Genomic DNA, 18536 nt, shown 5'->3' with positions numbered 1-18536 from the left:
GAAAATGCAGAGAATTGATACTTAGTATAAAAGTAATTTTAAGTTTTATTTTGTTCTTCTAATTTATACTATTTTAAATAGTTATTATGAAACACGTTTTATACAACATACTAATTTAAAAATAAAATTTTAATTAAAACTAGAATCTAAATAGTAAAAAATCACCATTTTTAACTATTTTAAGTAGGATATTTAAAACCCCGAACAAAGTAACACACCATGTGCGCGGGACCAGAGAGACATGATTCCTAAATAGAACAAAGCCCCAAATATGCCCCGACCATTAGAGCCAAAATTTGTTTACGACTAAAGGTAGTTATAAAGCAAAGAAGAAATACTTCAAAACACAATTAGGACCCGAAAGCAATTATACGCCTATTAACAAGTTTAGAGTTCTACTACCGTGTTACCTAGCAACTCGTTCCCCGAATTTCTTATAACCCCTGAAGGCCGATATATCTGACACAAGCTTTGGAATGGGCTAGTCCAAGGGTGAACGAGAATCCACGAATCCTCAACACTCACGCAACCACTGGGATCTCACTATAACTCATGTAAATAGTAAAGGGAGCCCGACCTTGCTATACCCTTTGCCACTCTTATGCACATATCTATACCTTAAATTTAGATATAAGGTACATTATATCTAATTCATGTGGACATAAAAGTGCATTGAGCGGGTCGGCAGGGGGCACAATCCCAGAGAGACCGATTAACGAACTGACACATAGTCAATCGACACGGATCGACCAAAAACCATCATGCAACGTTACTTGAGATGCATCTTGAAGCTGAGAATCCCACCGGCATCAGCCCGTTCCAAGTGTATACACTGTTCAACCGGCACGCTAAGACGTATAGTGTGACCGGCGAGGGCACAAGACCTAACGGATGAAGACCATTTGCGTCGAGGAGAAGATAACAATTTGACTGCACAAGCTGGAATAATGGTAAAATAGCTCTCACTAACAAACCAGCTACACAGATGCCGTCAGTTCAGTCGACAGGTAGAAGATCAAAAGGTTGCCTCCAGGAACTCAGGTATCGTATGACACCATACCCGCCTCTGCTTATGATGTATCCTTATCATGATGTATCGAGACAGGCGCTCACGAACTTATCCCCCAGAAGCAACTTTGCAGATGTCACCCGCATTATAACCACCTTAAATCGTAACCAAATTTGGCAATAAAGATGCCGGCTCTCACAACTCAAAAGACCGCATTTTTGAACCGGGAGGGGACCTTGATACCTTCTCCAAGCAGCTCTGCTATAGACAACGTGTACATTGTGCAAATTTTACTTTATAGAATAGTTCAAAATCCAAAAATTCTAATATTTTTATTCGTAAATTTAACATCGCATTAATTGTGTGATAATATCAGAGCTTATAAATTTTATTTAAATAACTTGACTAAAACGTATAAAAATAAGATTTCTAAAAGTATTTTTATGAAGATTTCCAAAAGTCAAAATTAACAGAAAAATTTGAGAGTCAATCCGCACAGGAGAATGAGATACACGAAAGAAAGAAGAAAGCCAGAAAAAAGCATTAGAGCTCTCAACTGCCCTCTTCGCGCTCTTTCTCCTCTATAAAGGCTATTACGTTGTCCACTATCTGCGGTGCCAGCCCAATGTAGTTCTCGGGCTTTAGGGAAGCTATATCCCCATCGCTGAGGAACTTTCTAACCTCTTCGTTCTCTTTTACGACCTCGAGGAGATCCCTTCCCTCGCGGAAGGCTTCCATAGCGAGCCTCCTCACGAGTTCGTGCGCCTCCTGCCTCCCCATGCCCTTCTCGGCGAGCTTGAGCATCAACGGTTCGGCCATTATCAGGTTGTTGGTCAGGTAGAGGTTGCGCTCTATGTTCTCAGGGAAGAACTCGAGGCCGCTCAGGATCTTTATGGTGTTCTTCAGCATCTCGTCAATGAGAACGAAGCTCTCCGGTAGGATGACCCTTTCCACCGAGGAGTTGGTTAAATCTCTCTCGTGCCAGAGCGGGTTGTTTAGCAAGGCCGGAATCACGTTGGAGTAGAGAACCCTTGCCAGACCGCTCACCTTCTCGCTCCTTATGGGGTTCCTCTTGTGGGGCATAGTTGAAGAACCGACCTGCTTCTTTCCAAAGGGCTCGCTGACCTCTAAGATTTCAGTTCTCTGGAGGTTTCTTATCTCGAGGGTGATCTTGTCGAGGGTTGACGCGACGAGTGCAAGGAACATCGTCAACTCTGCGTAAATGTCCCTCTGAATTATCTGGTTACTTATCCTCACGGACTTTAGTCCAAGGTCTTCCATGACTAGCCTCTGTATCTCAAATCCCTTCTCTCCAAAACTCGCCATCGTCCCAACGGCCCCGCTCATCTGGCCGACGAGAACCCTCTCCTTGAGTTCGTTAAGCCTGTCGATGTGCCTCTGAACCTCGTCGAGCCATATTGCGAACTTCATGCCGTACGTTGTTGGAACCGCGTGCTGTCCGTGAGTCCTTCCTATGCAGACGGTGTACTTGTGCTCCTCCGCGAGTTTCTTCAGAACGGAGCGGAGTTTCTTTAGATCATTCTCCATTATAGCTAGGCTCTCCTTTATCAGGAGCGCGTTGGCGGTGTCTATTATGTCGTTAGAAGTTGCACCGAGGTGGATGTACTTCCCGTGCTCGCCACAGACCTCGCTTAAAGCTTTGACAACGGCCATTATGTCGTGGTGTATCTCGGCCTCTATCTCCTTAACACGGTCAAGTTTAACCCACTTCGTGTTGGCCCTCTCGGAGATCACGCGTGCGCTTTCCTCCGGTATGTTTCCAACCTTTGCGTGAGCCCTTGCCAAAGCCGCCTCAACGTCAAGCAACTTTTGAAGCTTGTTCTCCTCGTCCCATATACGGCGCATCTTCTCGCTCCCGTATCTGTAGTCTATCGGATGAACGGCCATCTCATCACCGTGTGGATGTCAATAGTAAGGATATTAAAACGTTTCTTCAACATAAGTGTGCTAAATCCGGAATCGCCACAGGGGGTTTGAATGCACCTGCCAGGGGTACGACTTCGGGGGAATAAAGAAACCGAAAAGTATTTAACCACATCCCGGCGATAGCCTAACGACAAAACTTCCGGAGGTGCCAGAAATGGCTGAGGAGCACGTCGTCTACATCGGAAAGAAGCCGGTTATGAACTACGTCCTGGCCGTTATAACCCAGTTCAACGAGGGCGCCAAGGAGGTCACCGTGAAGGCTCGCGGTAGGGCTATCAGCAGGGCCGTTGACGTCGCCGAGATCGTCAGGAACAGGTTCCTCCCAGAGGTCAGGGTCAAGGAGATCAAGATCGGCACCGAGGAGCTTCCGACCGCCGACGGCAGGACCGCCAACACCTCGACCATCGAGATCGTTCTCGAGAAGCCGTGAGTTGATTAAATCCCTTTCCTTTTACTCTCATGCCCTTTTGCTTCAAGTCCTTTTGAAGCTGTGGAAAGTTTTAATACCCCCTAGCCCTAACCTCTCAGGGTGGCTTTGGTGGGGGACGGAAAGGTCATTGACATCAACGACGAAACGGCGAAGCTTCTGGCCCAGATCATAACTAACGAGAAGGCCCTGGCAATTCTCCATGCGATTGAGGACGAACCCAAGTCGATAACCCAGCTCTCGGAGGAACTGGGCTTTCCCCTCTCCACCGTGAGTTACCATATAGACAGGATGCTCCGGGTTGGACTCGTCGAGGTCGCTGGGAAAAAGTACGGAAAGAAGCTCCAGGAGGTAAAGCTGTACCGCGCATCGAACAGGCCCATCCTGATAGTCCCCCGCCGCGACGCCGGCAAGGTGACCAAAAAGCTGGTGACCCTCGAGAGGCTCCACGTCATAAGCCTTGGGTTGGCGTCTTTTCTATCGACGCTGGTTTATATCGCCGCACACAGGCTCCTCGGATCAAGGCCGGCCGGAGAAACGGCCCTGATGAACGTTACCAACGTCTCCTTCGCCGTGGAAAACGCCTCAAAGTTCGTCAACACCGGAAAGGGCCCGTATACCACATCCAGCACGGCCATCTCCACGCCGGTTACAATCACCCTCGACAACGCAACGATGGGCACCCACCAAGTCGGGGGCGGAGGAGGAAATCACTTCCCCCTGTATCTGGCGGTATTAACGTTCGTTATCACTTTCCTGCTGTCATACTGGCTGTTGAGGAGAAAATCCCAAAACGTTTTTAAGACCCAAGAGTAACCCCCCATGAAAGGGGTGATAGGGTTGGCAGAGATCGCGGTGGGCCAGGTGGTCAAGAGGAAGGCAATAATCGTAAAGCCGGGCGATACGGTTCACAGAGTCGCGAGGGTTCTCGCGCGCAACAAGGTTGGAAGCGCCGTCGTCGTCAAAGGGGACGAGATCGTTGGAATAATAACCGACAGGGACATCCTCGACAAGGTGGTTGCCAAGGGCAAGGATCCGAAGAAGGTCAAGGTTGAGGAGGTCATGACGGAGAACCCCATAACGATCGAGGACGACTACAGCATCCAAGACGCCATCGACAGGATGATGGAGAAGGGAATAAGGAGGCTCCTCGTGACCAGACTTGGAAAGCCCGTCGGATTCGTAACTGCAGCGGACCTACTAGCGGCCCTCAACACGTACAACCAGGAAGAAGAGGAGGAAAGCGAGGAGGAGACCGAGGTCTACGGGATATGCGAGATCTGCGGCCAGTACGGGCCCCTCTACAGGGTCTACATCGAGGGCGGCGAAAAGTGGGTGTGCGAGAGCTGCAAGGACAGCCTAAACCTTTAGCCCTTCAGCTCTTTCATAACCTTATCTAAGATTACCCCAAACTCCGCGTTTCTGTTCTCGAAGCTCAATGTATGAACCTCGCCTAATGGGCGGAACCTGTCAACGAAGTGCCTGTGGACGACAGCTAGAAGGGGTTTCTCAGACTTCAGAACTTCCCCAACGGCCCTGGTGAACTCGTCGCTCTTGTACTCCATCGGGCCGATTTCGTCAATGACAATTAAATCGGCCTCGACCAAAGCGCGCTTTATGGCAGGAACGGCGACGCGCTCGATCTCGTCGACGTGGACGACGTACTTCCCGAAGGGAACTCCCGGCAGGTGGGACGTCCCCCTGATGCTTGCAAGGGTTCCTTCCTCGCCGGTGTCGAGGGCGGTGATTCTGAACCCGACGCGCCTTCCGCCCCTGCGCACTTCCCGCGTTATCATTCCGCCGACGATGTAGCCCCAGCGGTCGGCTTCCTTCGCAACCCTCTCCACTAAAGTCGTCTTTCCAACACCGGCGGGGCCGGTCACGAATATTCTCAGCACCATTTCACTCACCGAAGGAGCTTTAAGTTCTTCCCTTAAACCCTTTGGGGTGATAGCGGTGGAGTTGAGGTATAAACCCGAGGAACTCACGAGGCTGCCGAGGAGCGTGGGGTACGAGAAGGGAAAGGTCATCATGATCGACCAGACTCTCCTTCCGAGGGAGTTCAAGACGATAGAGCTGACGACCGTTGACGAGGTCGCCGAGGCAATAGTCACGATGAAGGTCCGCGGGGCACCTGCTATCGGAGCTGCAGCGGCCTTTGGCTTGGCCCTCTACGCGGACACGTCTAAAGCTAAAACGAAAGACGAGTTCATGGACGGATTTTACTCCGCTTACGAGAGGCTCAAGAACACTAGACCCACAGCGGTGAACCTATTCTGGGCGCTCAACAGGATCAAGAGGCTCGTGGAAGAGCACCTTGAGAGCCCGCTGGAGGAGATAAAGGGCCTCATCGTGAGCGAAGCCCAGAAGATAGCGGACGAGGACGTTGAGGCCAACCTGAGAATGGGGCATTATGGGGCGGAGGTTCTGCCCGAGGGGAACGTTCTAACTCACTGCAACGCCGGCAGCCTCGCCACTGTCCAGCTCGGAACGGTTGGAGCGGTTCTCAGGGTCATGCACAAGGATGGAAACCTTAAGCTCCTCTGGGTGGACGAGACGAGGCCCGTCCTTCAGGGCGCCCGCCTGAGTGCATGGGAGTACCACTACGATGGCATTCCGCTGAAGCTTATAACCGACAACATGGCAGGCTTCGTAATGCAGCAGGGCAAGGTGGATGCCATAATAGTCGGCGCCGATAGGATTGTGGCGAACGGCGACTTCGCCAACAAGATAGGAACCTACAGTTTGGCAGTTCTCGCGAGGGAGCACGGGATACCTTTCTTCACAGTGGCACCGCTTTCAACGATAGACATGAGCCTCAAGAGCGGGAAGGAGATACCCATAGAGGAGCGCAAGCCGGAGGAAGTCCTCACCTGCGGCGGCTGCAAGATTGCACCGGACGTTGACGTCTACAACCCTGCCTTCGACGTGACACCGCACAAGTACCTCACGGGAATAATCACGGATCAGGGCGTCGTATGGCCGCCGTTTGAGAGAAACCTCCGCAGGCTCTTTAAGAGGGAATGAAATTTTCCCTCCCCTTCTCTTTTCTCACTGACCTCCTCAACGAAAACGCCTTTTATTTCGCCGACCTCTTCCTCCAGGGCGGGTAGGATGAGGCCGAGGAGCTCAAGGGGTTCGAGGCAGTGGCAGTCGGTTGAATATTCAAAGGGTTCGCCCGGAAGTTCAACCTTCAGAGAGATTCCCTCCCAAGTTTTCAGCACCTCAAAGGGAAAGGCGCCCCTCTCCCCAACTATTCTCCCCCTGACGCGCATAGTTTATTCAATTGCCACCCGAAATTAAAGGATTTTTAAACCGGAAGGTTTTGAACCCGCGGTTAAACCGGCCGGGAACGTTAAAAAGCCCCTCAGTCCAACATTCTTCGGTGGTGCCTATGTTCTGGCTGAAAACCCGGATTATCGAAGGTGAAGGGAGTTTGAAGGCCCTCTCCGAGGAGGTTAGAGGATACGAGCGCGTCCTCATACTCTCCTCAAGGTCGATGAAGAGGCACGGATTCCTGAGCGAGGCCGAGGACTACGTGAGGGAAGCCGGGGCCGAGGTCTTCTCAATAGCGGGCCTGCCTGCGGAGCCGAGCGTCGAGACGGTCGAGGAGCTGCTGCCCAAGTTGAGGGAGGAGTTCCAGCCCGACCTGCTCGTTGCCCTCGGCGGTGGGAGCGTCATCGACACGACCAAAGCTTTAAAGGTCTTCTACGATGCCCCAGAACTGGACTTTGAGGAGATAGCATTCATCGACCGCTTCTCAAGCCCCAAGCCGGTTCCAAAACTCAGGACGCCGCTCATCGCGATACCCTCAACGAGCGGCGCCGGGAGCGAGGTCTCAGCGGCGAGCGTGCTGAAGAAGGGAGACGTCAAGTACAACATAGTAACGCCGGACATAGCGCCGGACGTTGCCATCCTTGACCCGAGACTCCCGAGGACGATGCCGGCGGAGGTTGCCAGGAACTCCGGCCTTGATGTGCTCGTCCACGGGATAGAGGCATACACGACGAAGGTTGCAAACCCCTTCAGCGACGCAATGGCCATTGGGGCGATAAAGACCGTTTACAAGTGGCTCCCGCTCTCGGTCAAGGGAGACGAAGATGCGAGGGCAAGGGTTCACTACGCGGCCACGATGGCGGGAATAGCGTTCCTGAACGCGCGCCTCGGCCTGTGCCATGCGATGAGCCACAAAGCGGCGTGGATAGGACCGCACGGACTGCTCAACGCGATACTGCTACCCTACGTGATGGAGTTCAACGCCGAGAGGAGCGACTACGCCAGAAAGCGCTACGCCGAGATAGCGAGGGAGCTAGGGTTCCAGACGGCCAAAGACCTCATCGAGGTCGTCAGGGAGCTGAACGAGATGCTGGGTGTTCCTTCCCTGAGTGAGCTGGTGGATGAGGAGACCTTCGTCTCGAAGGTCGAGGAAATGGCGGAGCAGGCCTACCGTGACGGGTTAATAGCCTTCAATCCCGTGGAGCCAAAGCCCGAGGAGATACGGGAGCTGTATCTAAAGGCGTTTTACGGGAAGTGAAGGCTGAAAGAGAAGGAGAGAATGAGAGAGAAAGGAAATCATCCGACCGCCACCTCCTTTTCTCCCTCGTCCTCCACCTCCTTTATCTTGCCGCCCTTCATGACCTCGACTATCGCGAGGCTCAGCAGGGCGAGGAACATGAACACGGCCGCCGAAGCCCCGAAGAGCACTTCGTAGGCTGTGGGCGTCGGTATCTTGATGCGAACCCACTCGGGCGCTCCCGGCGGGTGGAAGAGGATGTAGTAGGTGCTCATCACCGTTCCGGCTATTGCCGGTCCCCATGTGGAACCGAAGTTCCTGAAGAGGCTGTTGGAGCCGGTCGCTATCCCCATGACCCTCGGCGGGACGGAGAAGACCAGCACGTTGATGAGGGAGATGTTCATGAGCGTTATCCCCGTCCCGACGATGGTTATCATCGCCACGAACTCCCAGAGGGAGAGCTGGGTGACGTACTTCGCCAGGAACGCCAGGGAGAGCGATGCTGTAAGGGCCCCTGTTATAGCGAGGGGCTTCGCACCGACCTTGGGCATTATCTTGCCCGCGAGCGGCGCGACGACGAGCATCGCCAGCGCCATTGGCGTCATGAGGAGCCCGCTCTGGAGTATCGTCTTCCCGAAGCCGTAGGGAGGCTGCATCTGGAAGATGTAGGTGTTGGCCTGGCTCATCATCGAGATTCCGAAGGCCGCGAACATTATTCCTATGTTGACTATGGCGGGGTTTCTGGCCGAGATTATGTCGAGAGGTATCAGCGGGTTCTCTGCCTTCTTCTCCCAGAGGACAAGGAGAATCGCGCTGACTATGGCCACACCGAAAAGGAGGAGCGTCTGCTCCGCCGTCCAGCCTATGTTCGGGGCTCTGGTCACGCCGACGAGGGCCGGGACGACCGCCGTGGTGAGCAGGAGTGCACCGATCCAGTCTATCTTTCCGGGGTTTATGTAGCGGCTCTCCCTCAGCACCTTCCAGGAGAGGAAGAGCATCAGTATCGCCAGCGGGGCGGCCGAGTGGTATGTCCACCTCCACCCGTAGTTCTGGGTCACCCACGCGCCGAGGGGCAGGGCAATGACCATACCGACCCCGAACATCGCGCTTATCATTCCCTGAACCTGCGGGACCATTTTGGGCGGGAACTCCTCGCGGACGAGGCTGAAGGCCAGCGGGAAGAGGGCCATTCCAAAGCCCTGGATTGCCCTGGTGACGAGGAGCCACTGGAAGCTCGGGGCGAAGCCGTTGAGGATGACGCCGAGCGTGTAGAAGCCGAGCGTGACGAGGAACATCTTTTTCTTGCCGTACATGTCCCCGAGCTTGCCGAAGAGTGCCGCGCTGACCGTTCCAACGAGGAGGTAGATGGTGAGAACCCAGCTCACGTCGTTGGGGTTTATCGCGAACTCCTTCTGGATGGTCGGAAGAGCTGGAGTGAGCATTGCTTCCGTGTACATGACGAGCAGGGGCAGTATGATGACCACCAGCATTGCCCTCTTGGCGTAGGCAAGGTCGTAGGTCTCGCCGTTCTTCGCAACGTTCATCTTTATCACCGACATATCGAGCGATATATTGGTTTATAAGCTTAGCGGTTAGGGTTATAAGAGATGAGTACCAAACGTCCATTGGGGAGCGGTATGGAGAAAGTCGTGAGGGGAGTTTACAGACACGGGGAGATTATACTGCTGGACGATGTTGAACCCAGGGTAGGAGACAAGCTGGTGATAAAGATAACCGGGAGAAATGAGCTAATAAAAAAGCTCGCCGGGAGACTAGGAGAGGCCAAGGCAGACGACGTAGAGAGGTTCATTGGGGAGATGCTCGATGAGGGTTCTCCTTGACACGAACGTTCTCTACAACTACCTCTTTAAGACCTCCCTCACGGAAAAAGCAACGGAAGCCCTTCTAAAGGCAGGAGAGACGTATGTGAGCATCATGGTTCTCAATGAACTCCACTACTCCGTGATCAGGAGAAAGGCCGAGAAAGAGCTCGGCATTACCTCATATCGGAAGCTCAAGGAGTTTCTCGCCAAGGAAGGATATGGCCCATTCCACGAGGATTTCAAAGCAATCGAAGAAACTTTGAACCTGCTCGAGGTTTCAACCCTCCCGGATTCTCAGAACTGGGGATTGATAAAGAGATTGATGTTCAGATACAGCCTTCTCCCAAACGATGCAACCATACTGGCCACTTGCATAGAGCATGGACTTGACGCCCTGGCCACCTTCGACGAAGACTACCGGAAAGTTCAAGAGGTAAAAATACTCCCCTAAACCATGCACCCCCTCCTCAAGAAAGCCATTCGAGAGCGCTTCGGAAGACTCAACAGGCTCCAGCAGGACGCTTTCAGGGAGGTTAGCTCGGGGAAGAGCGTCCTGATCATTGCCCCGACTGGCTCGGGAAAGACCGAGGCTGCTGTCCTGCCCGTGTTCAATGAAATCCTTGAGGGGGGATTGAAACCGATTTCGGCCCTATACATAGCCCCGCTCAAGGCCCTGAACAGGGATCTGCTCGAGAGGCTCGAGTGGTGGGGGAGGAAGCTCGGGATAACTGTCGAGGTTAGGCACGGTGACACTTCAGCGTACAGAAAAGCCAAGCAGACGAAGAACCCACCTCAAATGCTTATCATAACCCCCGAAACCCTCGGCGTCATCCTGACGGTTAAATCACTCAGAAAACACCTTGAGAACGTGGAGTTCGTCATCGTGGATGAAATAGCCGAGCTGGTTGACAACAAGCGCGGGGCGCAGCTTCTCCTCAATCTGGAGAGACTGGCTGAGATAGCGGACTTCAAGCGGATAGGAATGACCGCCACGGTCGGCAACGAGGAGGAGGTAAGGGAGTGGCTTAAAGCCGATACCATAGTAAAGCCTTCCTGGAAGAAGAACTACCGCTTCCACGTCCTCTATCCAAAGCCGGACGAGAAAGACGAAAAACTCGCCCGGGAGCTGAGCCTCTCTCCGGAGATAGCGGCCCGCTTAAGGTTCCTCTGGGAGATAGTTGAGAGGCACGGAAAGGCGCTGGTTTTCACGAACACCAGGCAATTCGCCGAGATTCTGGCCCACAGGCTAAAGGCCTGGGGCAAGCCCGTTGAGGTTCACCACGGCTCCCTCGCCAAGGAGGCGAGGATAAAGGCGGAGAGGGCACTCAAGGAGGGAAAAATCCGCGCTTTAATCTGTACTTCATCGATGGAGCTGGGTATAGACATTGGCGACGTCGACGTTGTGATTCAGTACATGAGCCCTCGCCAGGTGAACCGTTTGGTCCAGCGCGCGGGAAGGGCGAAGCACAGGATTGGAGAAGTCAGCGAGGCCTACGTGATAACCTCCAACGTCGAGGACTACCTCCAGAGTTTGGTGATAGCGAAGCACGCCCTTGAGGGCCGCTTTGAGGCGGTCGAACCGATGGGCGGCCTCGACGTTCTTGCGCACTTCATCGTCGGTCTGCTCGTTGAGTACAGGCATCTGCCGCGCGAGAAGCCCTACGAGATAGCGAGGAGGGCATACGTGTACAGAGATTTGAGCTGGGAAGATTACCTCGATGTCCTTGGAGTTCTTGAGGACGCCCGCTTGATAGGCTACGACGAGGAGAAAAACCTCCTCTACCTCCGCAGGGGGGCGTTCCAGTACTACTACGAGAACCTCTCGACGATCCCGGATGAGGTCTCGTGGAGGGTCTTCGATGCTGGAAGCGGCCACGTCATAGGACGGCTCGACGAGAGGTTCGTGATGGACCTTGAAGAGGGCATGGACTTCGTGATGAACGGGCGGAGCTGGATAGTGCTCAAGATAGACGACGAGGCGCGGCTTTTGAAGGTTCGCGAGAGCAAAAGCCTGGAGAGCGCGATACCGAGCTGGGAAGGGGAAATGATTCCCGTGCCATTCGGAGTTGCCCTCGCGGTCGGCAGGCTGAAGAGGGAGTTAGCTTTTGACTTCGAGAAGGCGAAGGAGCTTTTAGATGGCGTCGACTTCAGGGAGGAGGAGCTGAGGAGAGCCTTCGAGGAGATAAAGAACGAGCCGTTCTCGACCGACAGAGACATCGTCGTCGAGAGCACGACCAAGGCGCTCGTTATACACGCCGACTTTGGCAACAGGGCCAACGAAGCCATTGGAAGGCTTGTGCATTCGTTTTTAATCCTCCGTTACGGCAGGGTGTTCTCGGTCAGGGCGCAGGCCCACGCAGTTGTGTTTAAAACGCCTTTCCAGCTGAACCCGGAGGAGGTAAAGGGCTACATCTATGGGGAGCCTGAGAGCCTGGAGTTCATCGTGGCAAGGGCGCTGAGGGATTCTCACGCTTACCGCTGGCGCATGCTGAACGTCGCGAAGCGCTTTGGTGCTCTGAGAAGGGACGCTAAGATAAGGCGCGTTGAGAGGCTCTTCGAGGGGACGGTGATAGAGAAGGAAACCCTCAACGAACTCTACCACGACAAGGTGGACGTCCGCAAGGGAAAACTCGTGCTGGAGATGCTCAAGAGGGGCACGATGCGGGTAAAGACCGAGCTTAGAAGGGAGCCCTCGACGCTGGCGAGGCTCAACATGACTGTTGGGGGAGAGTTCCTGCTCACGGGTGTGCTCGAGCGGGACGAGATCCTCGAACTGTTCAGGAATAGGTTGCTCGACCATGAGGTCGTTCTGGTCTGCACCAACTGCGGCTGGCACTCGAAGACGAAAGTTTCAAGGCTGAGGAGCATTAGGGACAGGGAGTGCCCGCGCTGCGGCTCGAAGATGCTGGCGGTCGCCCACCCAATAGATGCGGAGGAGTTTCTGCCGGTTTTAGAGAAGGTTCGCCACGGAAAGCCGCTGGAGAGGAAGGAGGAGAGAACCTACAGGAAATTGCTCAAGGCTGCCGACCTTGTGGATTCCTACGGCTTCGAGGCGGTTTTGGCTTTGGCAAGCTACGGAACCGGGCCGGACACGGCCGCGAGAATCTTGGCCCAGTATAGGGGCGACGCGCTTTTAGTGGCCCTCATGGAGCGCGAGAGGCAGTTCATAAGGACGAGGCGCTTCTGGGTGGATAGGAAGGAGAAGGGTGAAGAAGGAGAAAAGAAGGGTGAATCGTAGACTGGCCTTGCTAACCCCCTACCAGTAACTGGTGCTCCTCACTTAAACGCGAGCTCCACGAGGGGATCGGGGATGACGTAGCCCTCCACGGTCTTTTCGAGGTAGCCGTAGCGGACGAGGTTGTTAAGGATGTTGGAAAAGTTCTTGTCGTCGATTTTCTTCCCCTCAAGGAGTTCCACCGCCTCCTTGACATCCTTCCAGCGGTGTCTGCCGTTCGAGACTGCCCGCATGGCCAGTTCGTAGCGGGGAGAGAGCTCTTTCAGCTTTGAGAACTCGCTGAGTATGAGCCTCTTGGCATCCTCCTTGAGCTTTTTGAGAGCTTCCCTGTGGGAAAGGCCGAGGTAACGGTTGTAGCCGTAGAGAGTGAGCCAGCCAACTATCCCGTCGAGTTCGTCAACGGCCTCCTCTAGTTCCTCGTTTCTAACTTCGAGGCCTATCTCCTCAAAGCCTTTCCTGAGGAAATCGAGGCTCTGGTGTCTCTCAAAACGCTTCAGCTTTATCTCCACGTGCGCCCTCCCAAAGAGGGCCGATTCGGGGTCGTGGATACGTAAAAAGTCCTCAAGAAGGCCGATCTCTGAACCGGTGAGGATAAAGCTGACGTTTTCAAGCTCATCGGTTGCCCATGCTATAAGCTCAGCGTACCTAGCGTTGGAGAACCTTAAGTACTGCGCCTCGTCTATGGCAATGATAAACCTCTCACCGAGGGAGTTTATCCGCTCAAGAACTTCGGAAAGGTTCACTCCTTTAGCCACGCTCAGTTCAAGGCCTACCCCAGCAATACGAACGCCCCGGATTCCCTTTAGCACATTCATAATCCTCTCACGGGGGAAGGCCTCGAGGTATCCTTTGAGGATAACTTCAGCGAGTGCGCTCTGGGGAACGCTCCCGAGCTGGGAGTAAACCTTCCTGGCATCGATCTTGACGCTTTTTACTGGACTCTCACTCAGGGCCACGTTAAGGAGCGAACTTTTACCAAGGCGCCTTATGCCGAGGAGAACAACGAGGGGAACCCCTTTTTCAATGGAACGCTCAATAGTGGATAGCTCGTCCTCACGGTCGTAGAGTTCTTCCCTCTTCCTCTTGGGCTTTGGGTTGAAGAGCATACTCCCCACCAGTTACTGGTGGGGGGTCCCACCTAATAAGGCTTGCCCTCACTCGCCGCCGTAGACCTCGTTGAGAACCTTCAGGAACTCGCTCGCGGTAACGACGTCCCTGACGTCGATGTGCTCGTTCTTCGTGTGCGAGATGTCGAGGTTGCCTGGGCCGAAGACTATCGTCTTTGTCCCGTTGTACATGAAGTTTATCGCATCGGTCCAGCTCCTCATGCCGCCGAACTCGTCTACCTCCGTCCTCTCCATCGCCTTCTTGGCGAGTTGAACTATCTCCTCGTCCGGCTCAAGCTCGTAGCCGTCCCATATCTCGGTGTACTCGTACTTCAGCGTGTACTCGTCGAATATCGGGTCGAGAAGGTCGAGTATGTCCTCAACCTCCTGGTCCGGGAGGAGCCTAGCCTCAAGCCTTCCCTTGCAGAGGGCGGGGATTAGATAGACGGGGTTCTCGCAGACGAGCTCCTGTATTCCAATGTGCGGGTCGAAGTACTTGCCCTTCTGCTTGAAGGGCTCGAGCTTCTTCATCTCCTCGAGCATCTTGTAGGTCTCCTCTATCGCGTTAACGCCGCTCTCTGGACATGCCCCGTGGGCTTCTTTGCCATCGACCTCGAAGTAGGCCTCTATGTTGCCCGCGTGGGCAATGTGAACCTCTAAATCGGTCGGCTCCAGGACGACCGCCATCTTGGGCCTGTAGCGCTCCATGAAGAGGGCGGAACCCCTCCCCCCGTGCTCCTCGTCGCTGACGAAAACAACGCCGACGTTGAGGTCCTTTCCCTCTTTCTTCAGGCTCTCCATCATGAGGAGTATTGCCGCCGCTCCCCCTTTTATGTCGCTCGAACCGGTTCCGTAGATTATGTTGCCCCTGACGAATGGTTCGGCCCTTACCGGAATGGTATCGACGTGAACCTCGTAGAAAAGCTCCGCGTCGGGGTTTACAACCAAGTCGATTATCTCGCCGTCGCTCTCGATGTGGACGTCGTAGTCGAGCCTGTGGAGGAACTCCATGATGTGGAGCATTATCCTGTCTTCCCTGCCGGAGGGGGAGGGAATTTTCAAGAGCTGAAGGAGTATCTCCTTCGCGCGTTCGGTCTTCATTTGGGTCACCTAACTATAGTCCGTGGTGGAGCTTATAAAGCCACCTGGGACAACCCTTTAAACTCCGGCCCCAACTCTTCTCGGTGGGAGAATGAAGGAGGAAATGAGCAGTGTTGACATACGTTACGTAGTGAGAGAGCTTCAGTGGCTGGTTGGAGCGCGCGTTGACAAGGTCTACCACGACGGAGACGAGATAAGGATAAAGCTCCGCACGAAGGAGGGGAGGGCGGATTTGATCCTCCAGGCAGGAAAGAGGTTCCACCTCACGAGCTACGTCAAGGAGGCGCCGAAGCAGCCGTCGAGCTTCACGATGCTCCTCAGGAAGCACCTTAGCGGGGGATTCATCGACGCCATAGAGCAGCACGGCTTCGACAGGATAGTGAAGGTAAGAATCGGGGACTACACCCTCATCGGCGAGCTCTTCAGGCGCGGAAACATCATCCTCGTCGATTCTGAGAACAAGATCATTGCAGCCCTCCGCTACGAGGAGTACAAGGACAGGCGGATAATGCCGAAGGCCGAATACCAGTATCCCCCGGCCAGGGAAAACCCGCTCGAGGTCTCGAAGGAGCGCTTCCTGGAGCTGATGAGGGAGGACGAGAACCTGGAACTCGTCCGCGCTTTGGCGAGAAAGCTCAACATGGGCGGCATGTACGCCGAGGAGATTTCCATCCGGGCGGGCTTCGAGAAGACGACTCCGGTTAAAGAGCTGAGTGACGAGGACCTCCTGAGGGTCTACGAGGCGATGCTGAAAACTTTCAACGACGAGCCGAGACCCAACATCGTTTACAAGGACGGCAACATGCACGACGTCGTCCCGATAGAGCTGAGAATCTACGAGGGACTTGAGAAGCGCTACTTCAACACCTTCAGCGAGGCCCTTGATGAATACTTCGGGAGAATAACCCTCGAGAAGGCGAGGATAGAGCAGACGAAGAGGCTCGAGGCAAAGAAGAGGCAGCTCCTCATGACGCTAAAGAAACAGGAGGAGATGCTGAAGGGCTTCGAGGAGGGCGCGAGAGCCAACCAGGAGATAGGCGATTTGATCTACGCAAACTACGCCCTCATCGAGAGACTCCTCGAGGAGTTCAGGAAGGCAACCGAAACCCTCGGCTGGGACGAGTTCAAGCGCAGAATCGAGGAGGGCAAGAAGGCCGGAAACAAAGTCGCGCTGATGGTTAAAGGCATTGACCCCAAGGAGAAGGCGGTAACGATAGAGCTCGAGGGCAGGAAGGTCAGGCTTTACCTCAACAGGAGCATAGGCGAGAACGCGGAGCTCTACTACGAGAAGGCCAAGAAGTTCCGGCACAAGCATGAGGGTGCTTTGAAAGCCTACGAGGATACGAAGAGAAAGCTCGACGAGGTGGAGAAGCTCATCGAGGAGGAGATGAAGAAGGAACTCAACGTCAAGAAAATCGAGAGGAGAAAGAAGAAGTGGTTCGAGAAGTTCCGCTGGTTCGTTTCGAGCGAGGGCTTTCTGGTTTTAGCGGGTAAGGACGCGAGCACCAACGAGATCCTCATAAAGAAGCACATGGCCGAAAACGACCTCTACTGCCACGCCGACGTCTATGGCGCTCCCCACGTCGTCATCAAGGACGGCCAGAAGGCCGGGGAGAAGACGATATTCGAGGCCTGCCAGTTCGCGGTTTCGATGAGCAAGGCCTGGAGCAGGGGAGTTTACAGCGAAGATGCTTACTGGGCCCATCCCAACCAAGTCACCAAGCAGACCCCGAGCGGCGAATACCTCGGAAAGGGCGCCTTCATGGTCTACGGAAAGAGGAACTGGCTCCACGGGCTTCCGCTCAAGCTCGCCATCGGCGTGATAAACTACGAGGGAGAGGACTTCGTCGTCTGCGCTCCGGTAGACGCGATAAAGGTCCACACGGATAAGTACATCGTGGTGAGGCCCGGCTCACTCAAGAAGAGCGAGCTCGTGAAGAAGATACGGCACATCCTGGAGGAGTGGGGCTACAAGGTGAGGGAAGAGGATATAATGTCAGTTCTTCCACCCGGGAACGGCGACGTTGTCGAAGTTGTTGGGGGTGAGTGAATGCTGATCAGGGCCTTCGTTCCAGCCCACATAACGGCCTTCTTCGTTCCTGTCTTCCACAATGACCCGCTTAAAGCCGGCTCGCTCGGTGCCGGGATAAACTTGGACAAAGGAACCAACGTCTTCGCGAGCATCGAAACTGGAACGCTCGAGAGGCACATCCACGTGGCCTTCAACGGCGAGCCTGTGAAGAGGGAAGACGCGATAATAAGCTACTCGGTGGCGGAGGAACTCGTCCCTGGGGATTTTACCGGCGAGGTCGAAATCTGGCAGTATTCCGACTTCCCTAACGGCTACGGCTTCGGCAACAGCGCCGGAGGTGCTCTCGGCACGGCCCTGGCGCTGAGCTACGCGTTTGGCGGGACGTGGCTCTCCGCTTCGAAGCTTGCCCACGAGGCCGAAGTGATCCACAGGGGCGGCCTTGGAGACGTGGTGGGCCAGCTCGCAGGGGGAATCGAGGTTCGCGTCAAAGCCGGGGGACCGGGGGTGGGAGTTGTGGACAACCTGTTCTTTGAGGGCTACCGCGTTCTTGTCGTTCCTCTCGGCCCGCTACACACAAAGGACGTCCTGGACGACGACGTAATCAAGTCGATCGAGGTAGAGGGAGGAAAGGCCCTCGAAGAGCTCCTCCGGGATCCAAGGCCCGAGAGGATGATGGTTCTGGCAAGGGAATTCGCCGAAAGAACCGGTCTGCTGGACGGGGAGCTCCTGGAAACGGCGAGGGAGCTCGATAGGGTTCTCAGCAACCCGAGCTCGATGATAATGCTCGGCAAGGGCCTGTTTGCCCTCGTGAGGGAGGAGGAACTCAAGAGGGCCAAGGATCTATTGGCGGACCTCGGGCTCCCCTACGACGTTGTCGAGGTCTACGACGAGAGACCCAAAGTGGGAAGGTGGATAGAGGGGTGAGTGTGATGAACGCGTACCTCTTGACTTTGGCACTGGCTTTTGTCGTCCTCGCAACGTACGCCAACATGAAGGGGAACCACCGGTGGGGGATAATCCTCTCAGGCCTGGCCGGTGGCTTCGCGCTGTGGCTCCTCTTGGAGGGCAGGCTGAGCCCAGTCGTCTCTTTCGCGGCCGGCTTCCTCCTGACGGTAGCCTTTGAGTGGCTGTTTCGCAGATAGCAACAAATGGAACGTTTGAGTCTTTTTGTTTTGCGTAATTTTTAAATAGTTTTGGAGTGAGTTTTGTAGTGGTGTGGTAGTCTCCGATATGTGGGGTTGTTAAGCCCGAATGGAGACTGCCGAAAGCCTGAAGATGTGGGGAGTAACCGTTCCCCCCGAAAGCCAGCCAATGAGCCGAGGCTGGAAGGTTAGCCGTAATGA

At 54.5% G+C, this 18536-nt stretch carries 17 protein-coding genes; 11 read left to right on the top strand and 6 right to left on the bottom strand.

Features of this window, described 5'->3' with window-relative positions:
• Positions 1 to 1561: 1561 nt before the first annotated feature.
• On the bottom strand, positions 1562 to 2917 hold the full coding sequence (purB, locus tag ACZ5AM_RS04790; protein ID WP_464915722.1) for an adenylosuccinate lyase: 1356 nt from the start codon (positions 2915 to 2917) through the stop codon (positions 1562 to 1564).
• A gap of 193 nt (positions 2918 to 3110) precedes the next feature.
• On the opposite strand from purB, the gene albA reads away from it, so the two are divergent.
• The 3 genes from albA (at position 3111) to ACZ5AM_RS04775 (ending at position 4754) form a co-directional block, all read left to right on the top strand.
• Positions 3111 to 3386 (top strand): DNA-binding protein Alba, encoded by a 276-nt coding sequence (gene albA, locus ACZ5AM_RS04785; protein ID WP_010477671.1) that lies wholly within the window; start codon positions 3111 to 3113, stop codon positions 3384 to 3386.
• Positions 3387 to 3485: 99 nt separating this feature from the next.
• On the top strand, positions 3486 to 4199 hold the full coding sequence (locus ACZ5AM_RS04780; RefSeq protein WP_464915721.1) for an ArsR/SmtB family transcription factor: 714 nt from the start codon (positions 3486 to 3488) through the stop codon (positions 4197 to 4199).
• A gap of 24 nt (positions 4200 to 4223) precedes the next feature.
• A complete protein-coding gene (locus ACZ5AM_RS04775; RefSeq protein ID WP_464915975.1) occupies positions 4224 to 4754 on the top strand; it encodes a CBS domain-containing protein in 531 nt (176 codons plus the stop codon).
• Here the strand turns inward: ACZ5AM_RS04775 and ACZ5AM_RS04770 are convergent.
• A complete protein-coding gene (locus ACZ5AM_RS04770) occupies positions 4751 to 5284 on the bottom strand; it encodes an NTPase (RefSeq protein WP_464915974.1) in 534 nt (177 codons plus the stop codon). The genes ACZ5AM_RS04775 and ACZ5AM_RS04770 overlap by 4 nt on opposite strands.
• A 55-nt stretch (positions 5285 to 5339) precedes the next feature.
• Between ACZ5AM_RS04770 and mtnA the strand changes: the two genes are divergently transcribed.
• The gene (gene mtnA, locus ACZ5AM_RS04765; RefSeq protein WP_464915720.1) at positions 5340 to 6410 is read left to right on the top strand and encodes an S-methyl-5-thioribose-1-phosphate isomerase; all 1071 of its coding nucleotides are present in this window, start codon (positions 5340 to 5342) and stop codon (positions 6408 to 6410) included.
• Here mtnA and ACZ5AM_RS04760 read toward each other — a convergent pair.
• A complete protein-coding gene (locus tag ACZ5AM_RS04760) occupies positions 6350 to 6658 on the bottom strand; it encodes a hypothetical protein (RefSeq protein ID WP_464915719.1) in 309 nt (102 codons plus the stop codon). The genes mtnA and ACZ5AM_RS04760 overlap by 61 nt on opposite strands.
• A gap of 119 nt (positions 6659 to 6777) precedes the next feature.
• Between ACZ5AM_RS04760 and ACZ5AM_RS04755 the strand changes: the two genes are divergently transcribed.
• On the top strand, positions 6778 to 7917 hold the full coding sequence (locus tag ACZ5AM_RS04755) for an iron-containing alcohol dehydrogenase (RefSeq protein ID WP_464915973.1): 1140 nt from the start codon (positions 6778 to 6780) through the stop codon (positions 7915 to 7917).
• A gap of 38 nt (positions 7918 to 7955) precedes the next feature.
• Here ACZ5AM_RS04755 and ACZ5AM_RS04750 read toward each other — a convergent pair whose 3' ends face one another.
• Positions 7956 to 9440: an MFS transporter gene (locus ACZ5AM_RS04750; RefSeq protein WP_464915972.1), complete on the bottom strand. Its 1485-nt coding sequence runs from the start codon at positions 9438 to 9440 to the stop codon at positions 7956 to 7958.
• A gap of 93 nt (positions 9441 to 9533) precedes the next feature.
• On the opposite strand from ACZ5AM_RS04750, the gene ACZ5AM_RS04745 reads away from it, so the two are divergent.
• From ACZ5AM_RS04745 to ACZ5AM_RS04735, 3 genes are read left to right on the top strand one after another with little or no spacing between them, the layout of a single operon-like run.
• Positions 9534 to 9737, top strand: a complete 204-nt coding sequence (locus ACZ5AM_RS04745; protein ID WP_464915718.1) for an antitoxin family protein — start codon at positions 9534 to 9536, stop codon at positions 9735 to 9737.
• Positions 9721 to 10170, top strand: coding sequence for a PIN domain-containing protein (locus tag ACZ5AM_RS04740; protein ID WP_464915717.1), 450 nt, complete (start codon positions 9721 to 9723; stop codon positions 10168 to 10170). The genes ACZ5AM_RS04745 and ACZ5AM_RS04740 overlap by 17 nt, the downstream gene beginning before the upstream one ends.
• 3 nt (positions 10171 to 10173) lie before the next feature.
• The gene (locus tag ACZ5AM_RS04735; RefSeq protein ID WP_464915716.1) at positions 10174 to 12957 is read left to right on the top strand and encodes a DEAD/DEAH box helicase; all 2784 of its coding nucleotides are present in this window, start codon (positions 10174 to 10176) and stop codon (positions 12955 to 12957) included.
• Between the two features lie 38 nt (positions 12958 to 12995).
• Here the strand turns inward: ACZ5AM_RS04735 and ACZ5AM_RS04730 are convergent, their stop codons facing one another.
• Positions 12996 to 14060, bottom strand: coding sequence for an AAA family ATPase (locus tag ACZ5AM_RS04730; RefSeq protein WP_464915971.1), 1065 nt, complete (start codon positions 14058 to 14060; stop codon positions 12996 to 12998).
• Positions 14061 to 14108: 48 nt separating this feature from the next.
• Positions 14109 to 15161 (bottom strand): M20/M25/M40 family metallo-hydrolase, encoded by a 1053-nt coding sequence (locus tag ACZ5AM_RS04725; protein WP_464915715.1) that lies wholly within the window; start codon positions 15159 to 15161, stop codon positions 14109 to 14111.
• A gap of 91 nt (positions 15162 to 15252) precedes the next feature.
• Between ACZ5AM_RS04725 and rqcH the strand changes: the two genes are divergently transcribed.
• Genes rqcH through ACZ5AM_RS04710 form a run of 3 tightly spaced genes read left to right on the top strand, consistent with a single transcriptional unit; the run spans position 15253 to position 18335 of the window.
• Positions 15253 to 17211 (top strand): ribosome rescue protein RqcH, encoded by a 1959-nt coding sequence (gene rqcH, locus ACZ5AM_RS04720; protein WP_464915714.1) that lies wholly within the window; start codon positions 15253 to 15255, stop codon positions 17209 to 17211.
• Positions 17212 to 18117 carry a pantoate kinase gene (locus ACZ5AM_RS04715; RefSeq protein ID WP_464915713.1) on the top strand — a complete coding sequence of 302 codons (906 nt, stop codon included), beginning with the start codon at positions 17212 to 17214 and terminating at the stop codon, positions 18115 to 18117.
• A gap of 5 nt (positions 18118 to 18122) precedes the next feature.
• Positions 18123 to 18335 (top strand): hypothetical protein, encoded by a 213-nt coding sequence (locus ACZ5AM_RS04710; RefSeq protein ID WP_464915712.1) that lies wholly within the window; start codon positions 18123 to 18125, stop codon positions 18333 to 18335.
• Positions 18336 to 18536: the final 201 nt, after the last annotated feature.

The sequence above is a fragment of the Thermococcus fumicolans genome (genome assembly GCF_055386755.1).
Note: the sequence above shows the minus strand (reverse complement) of the source record. Positions and strands in the feature narration are given on the sequence as shown.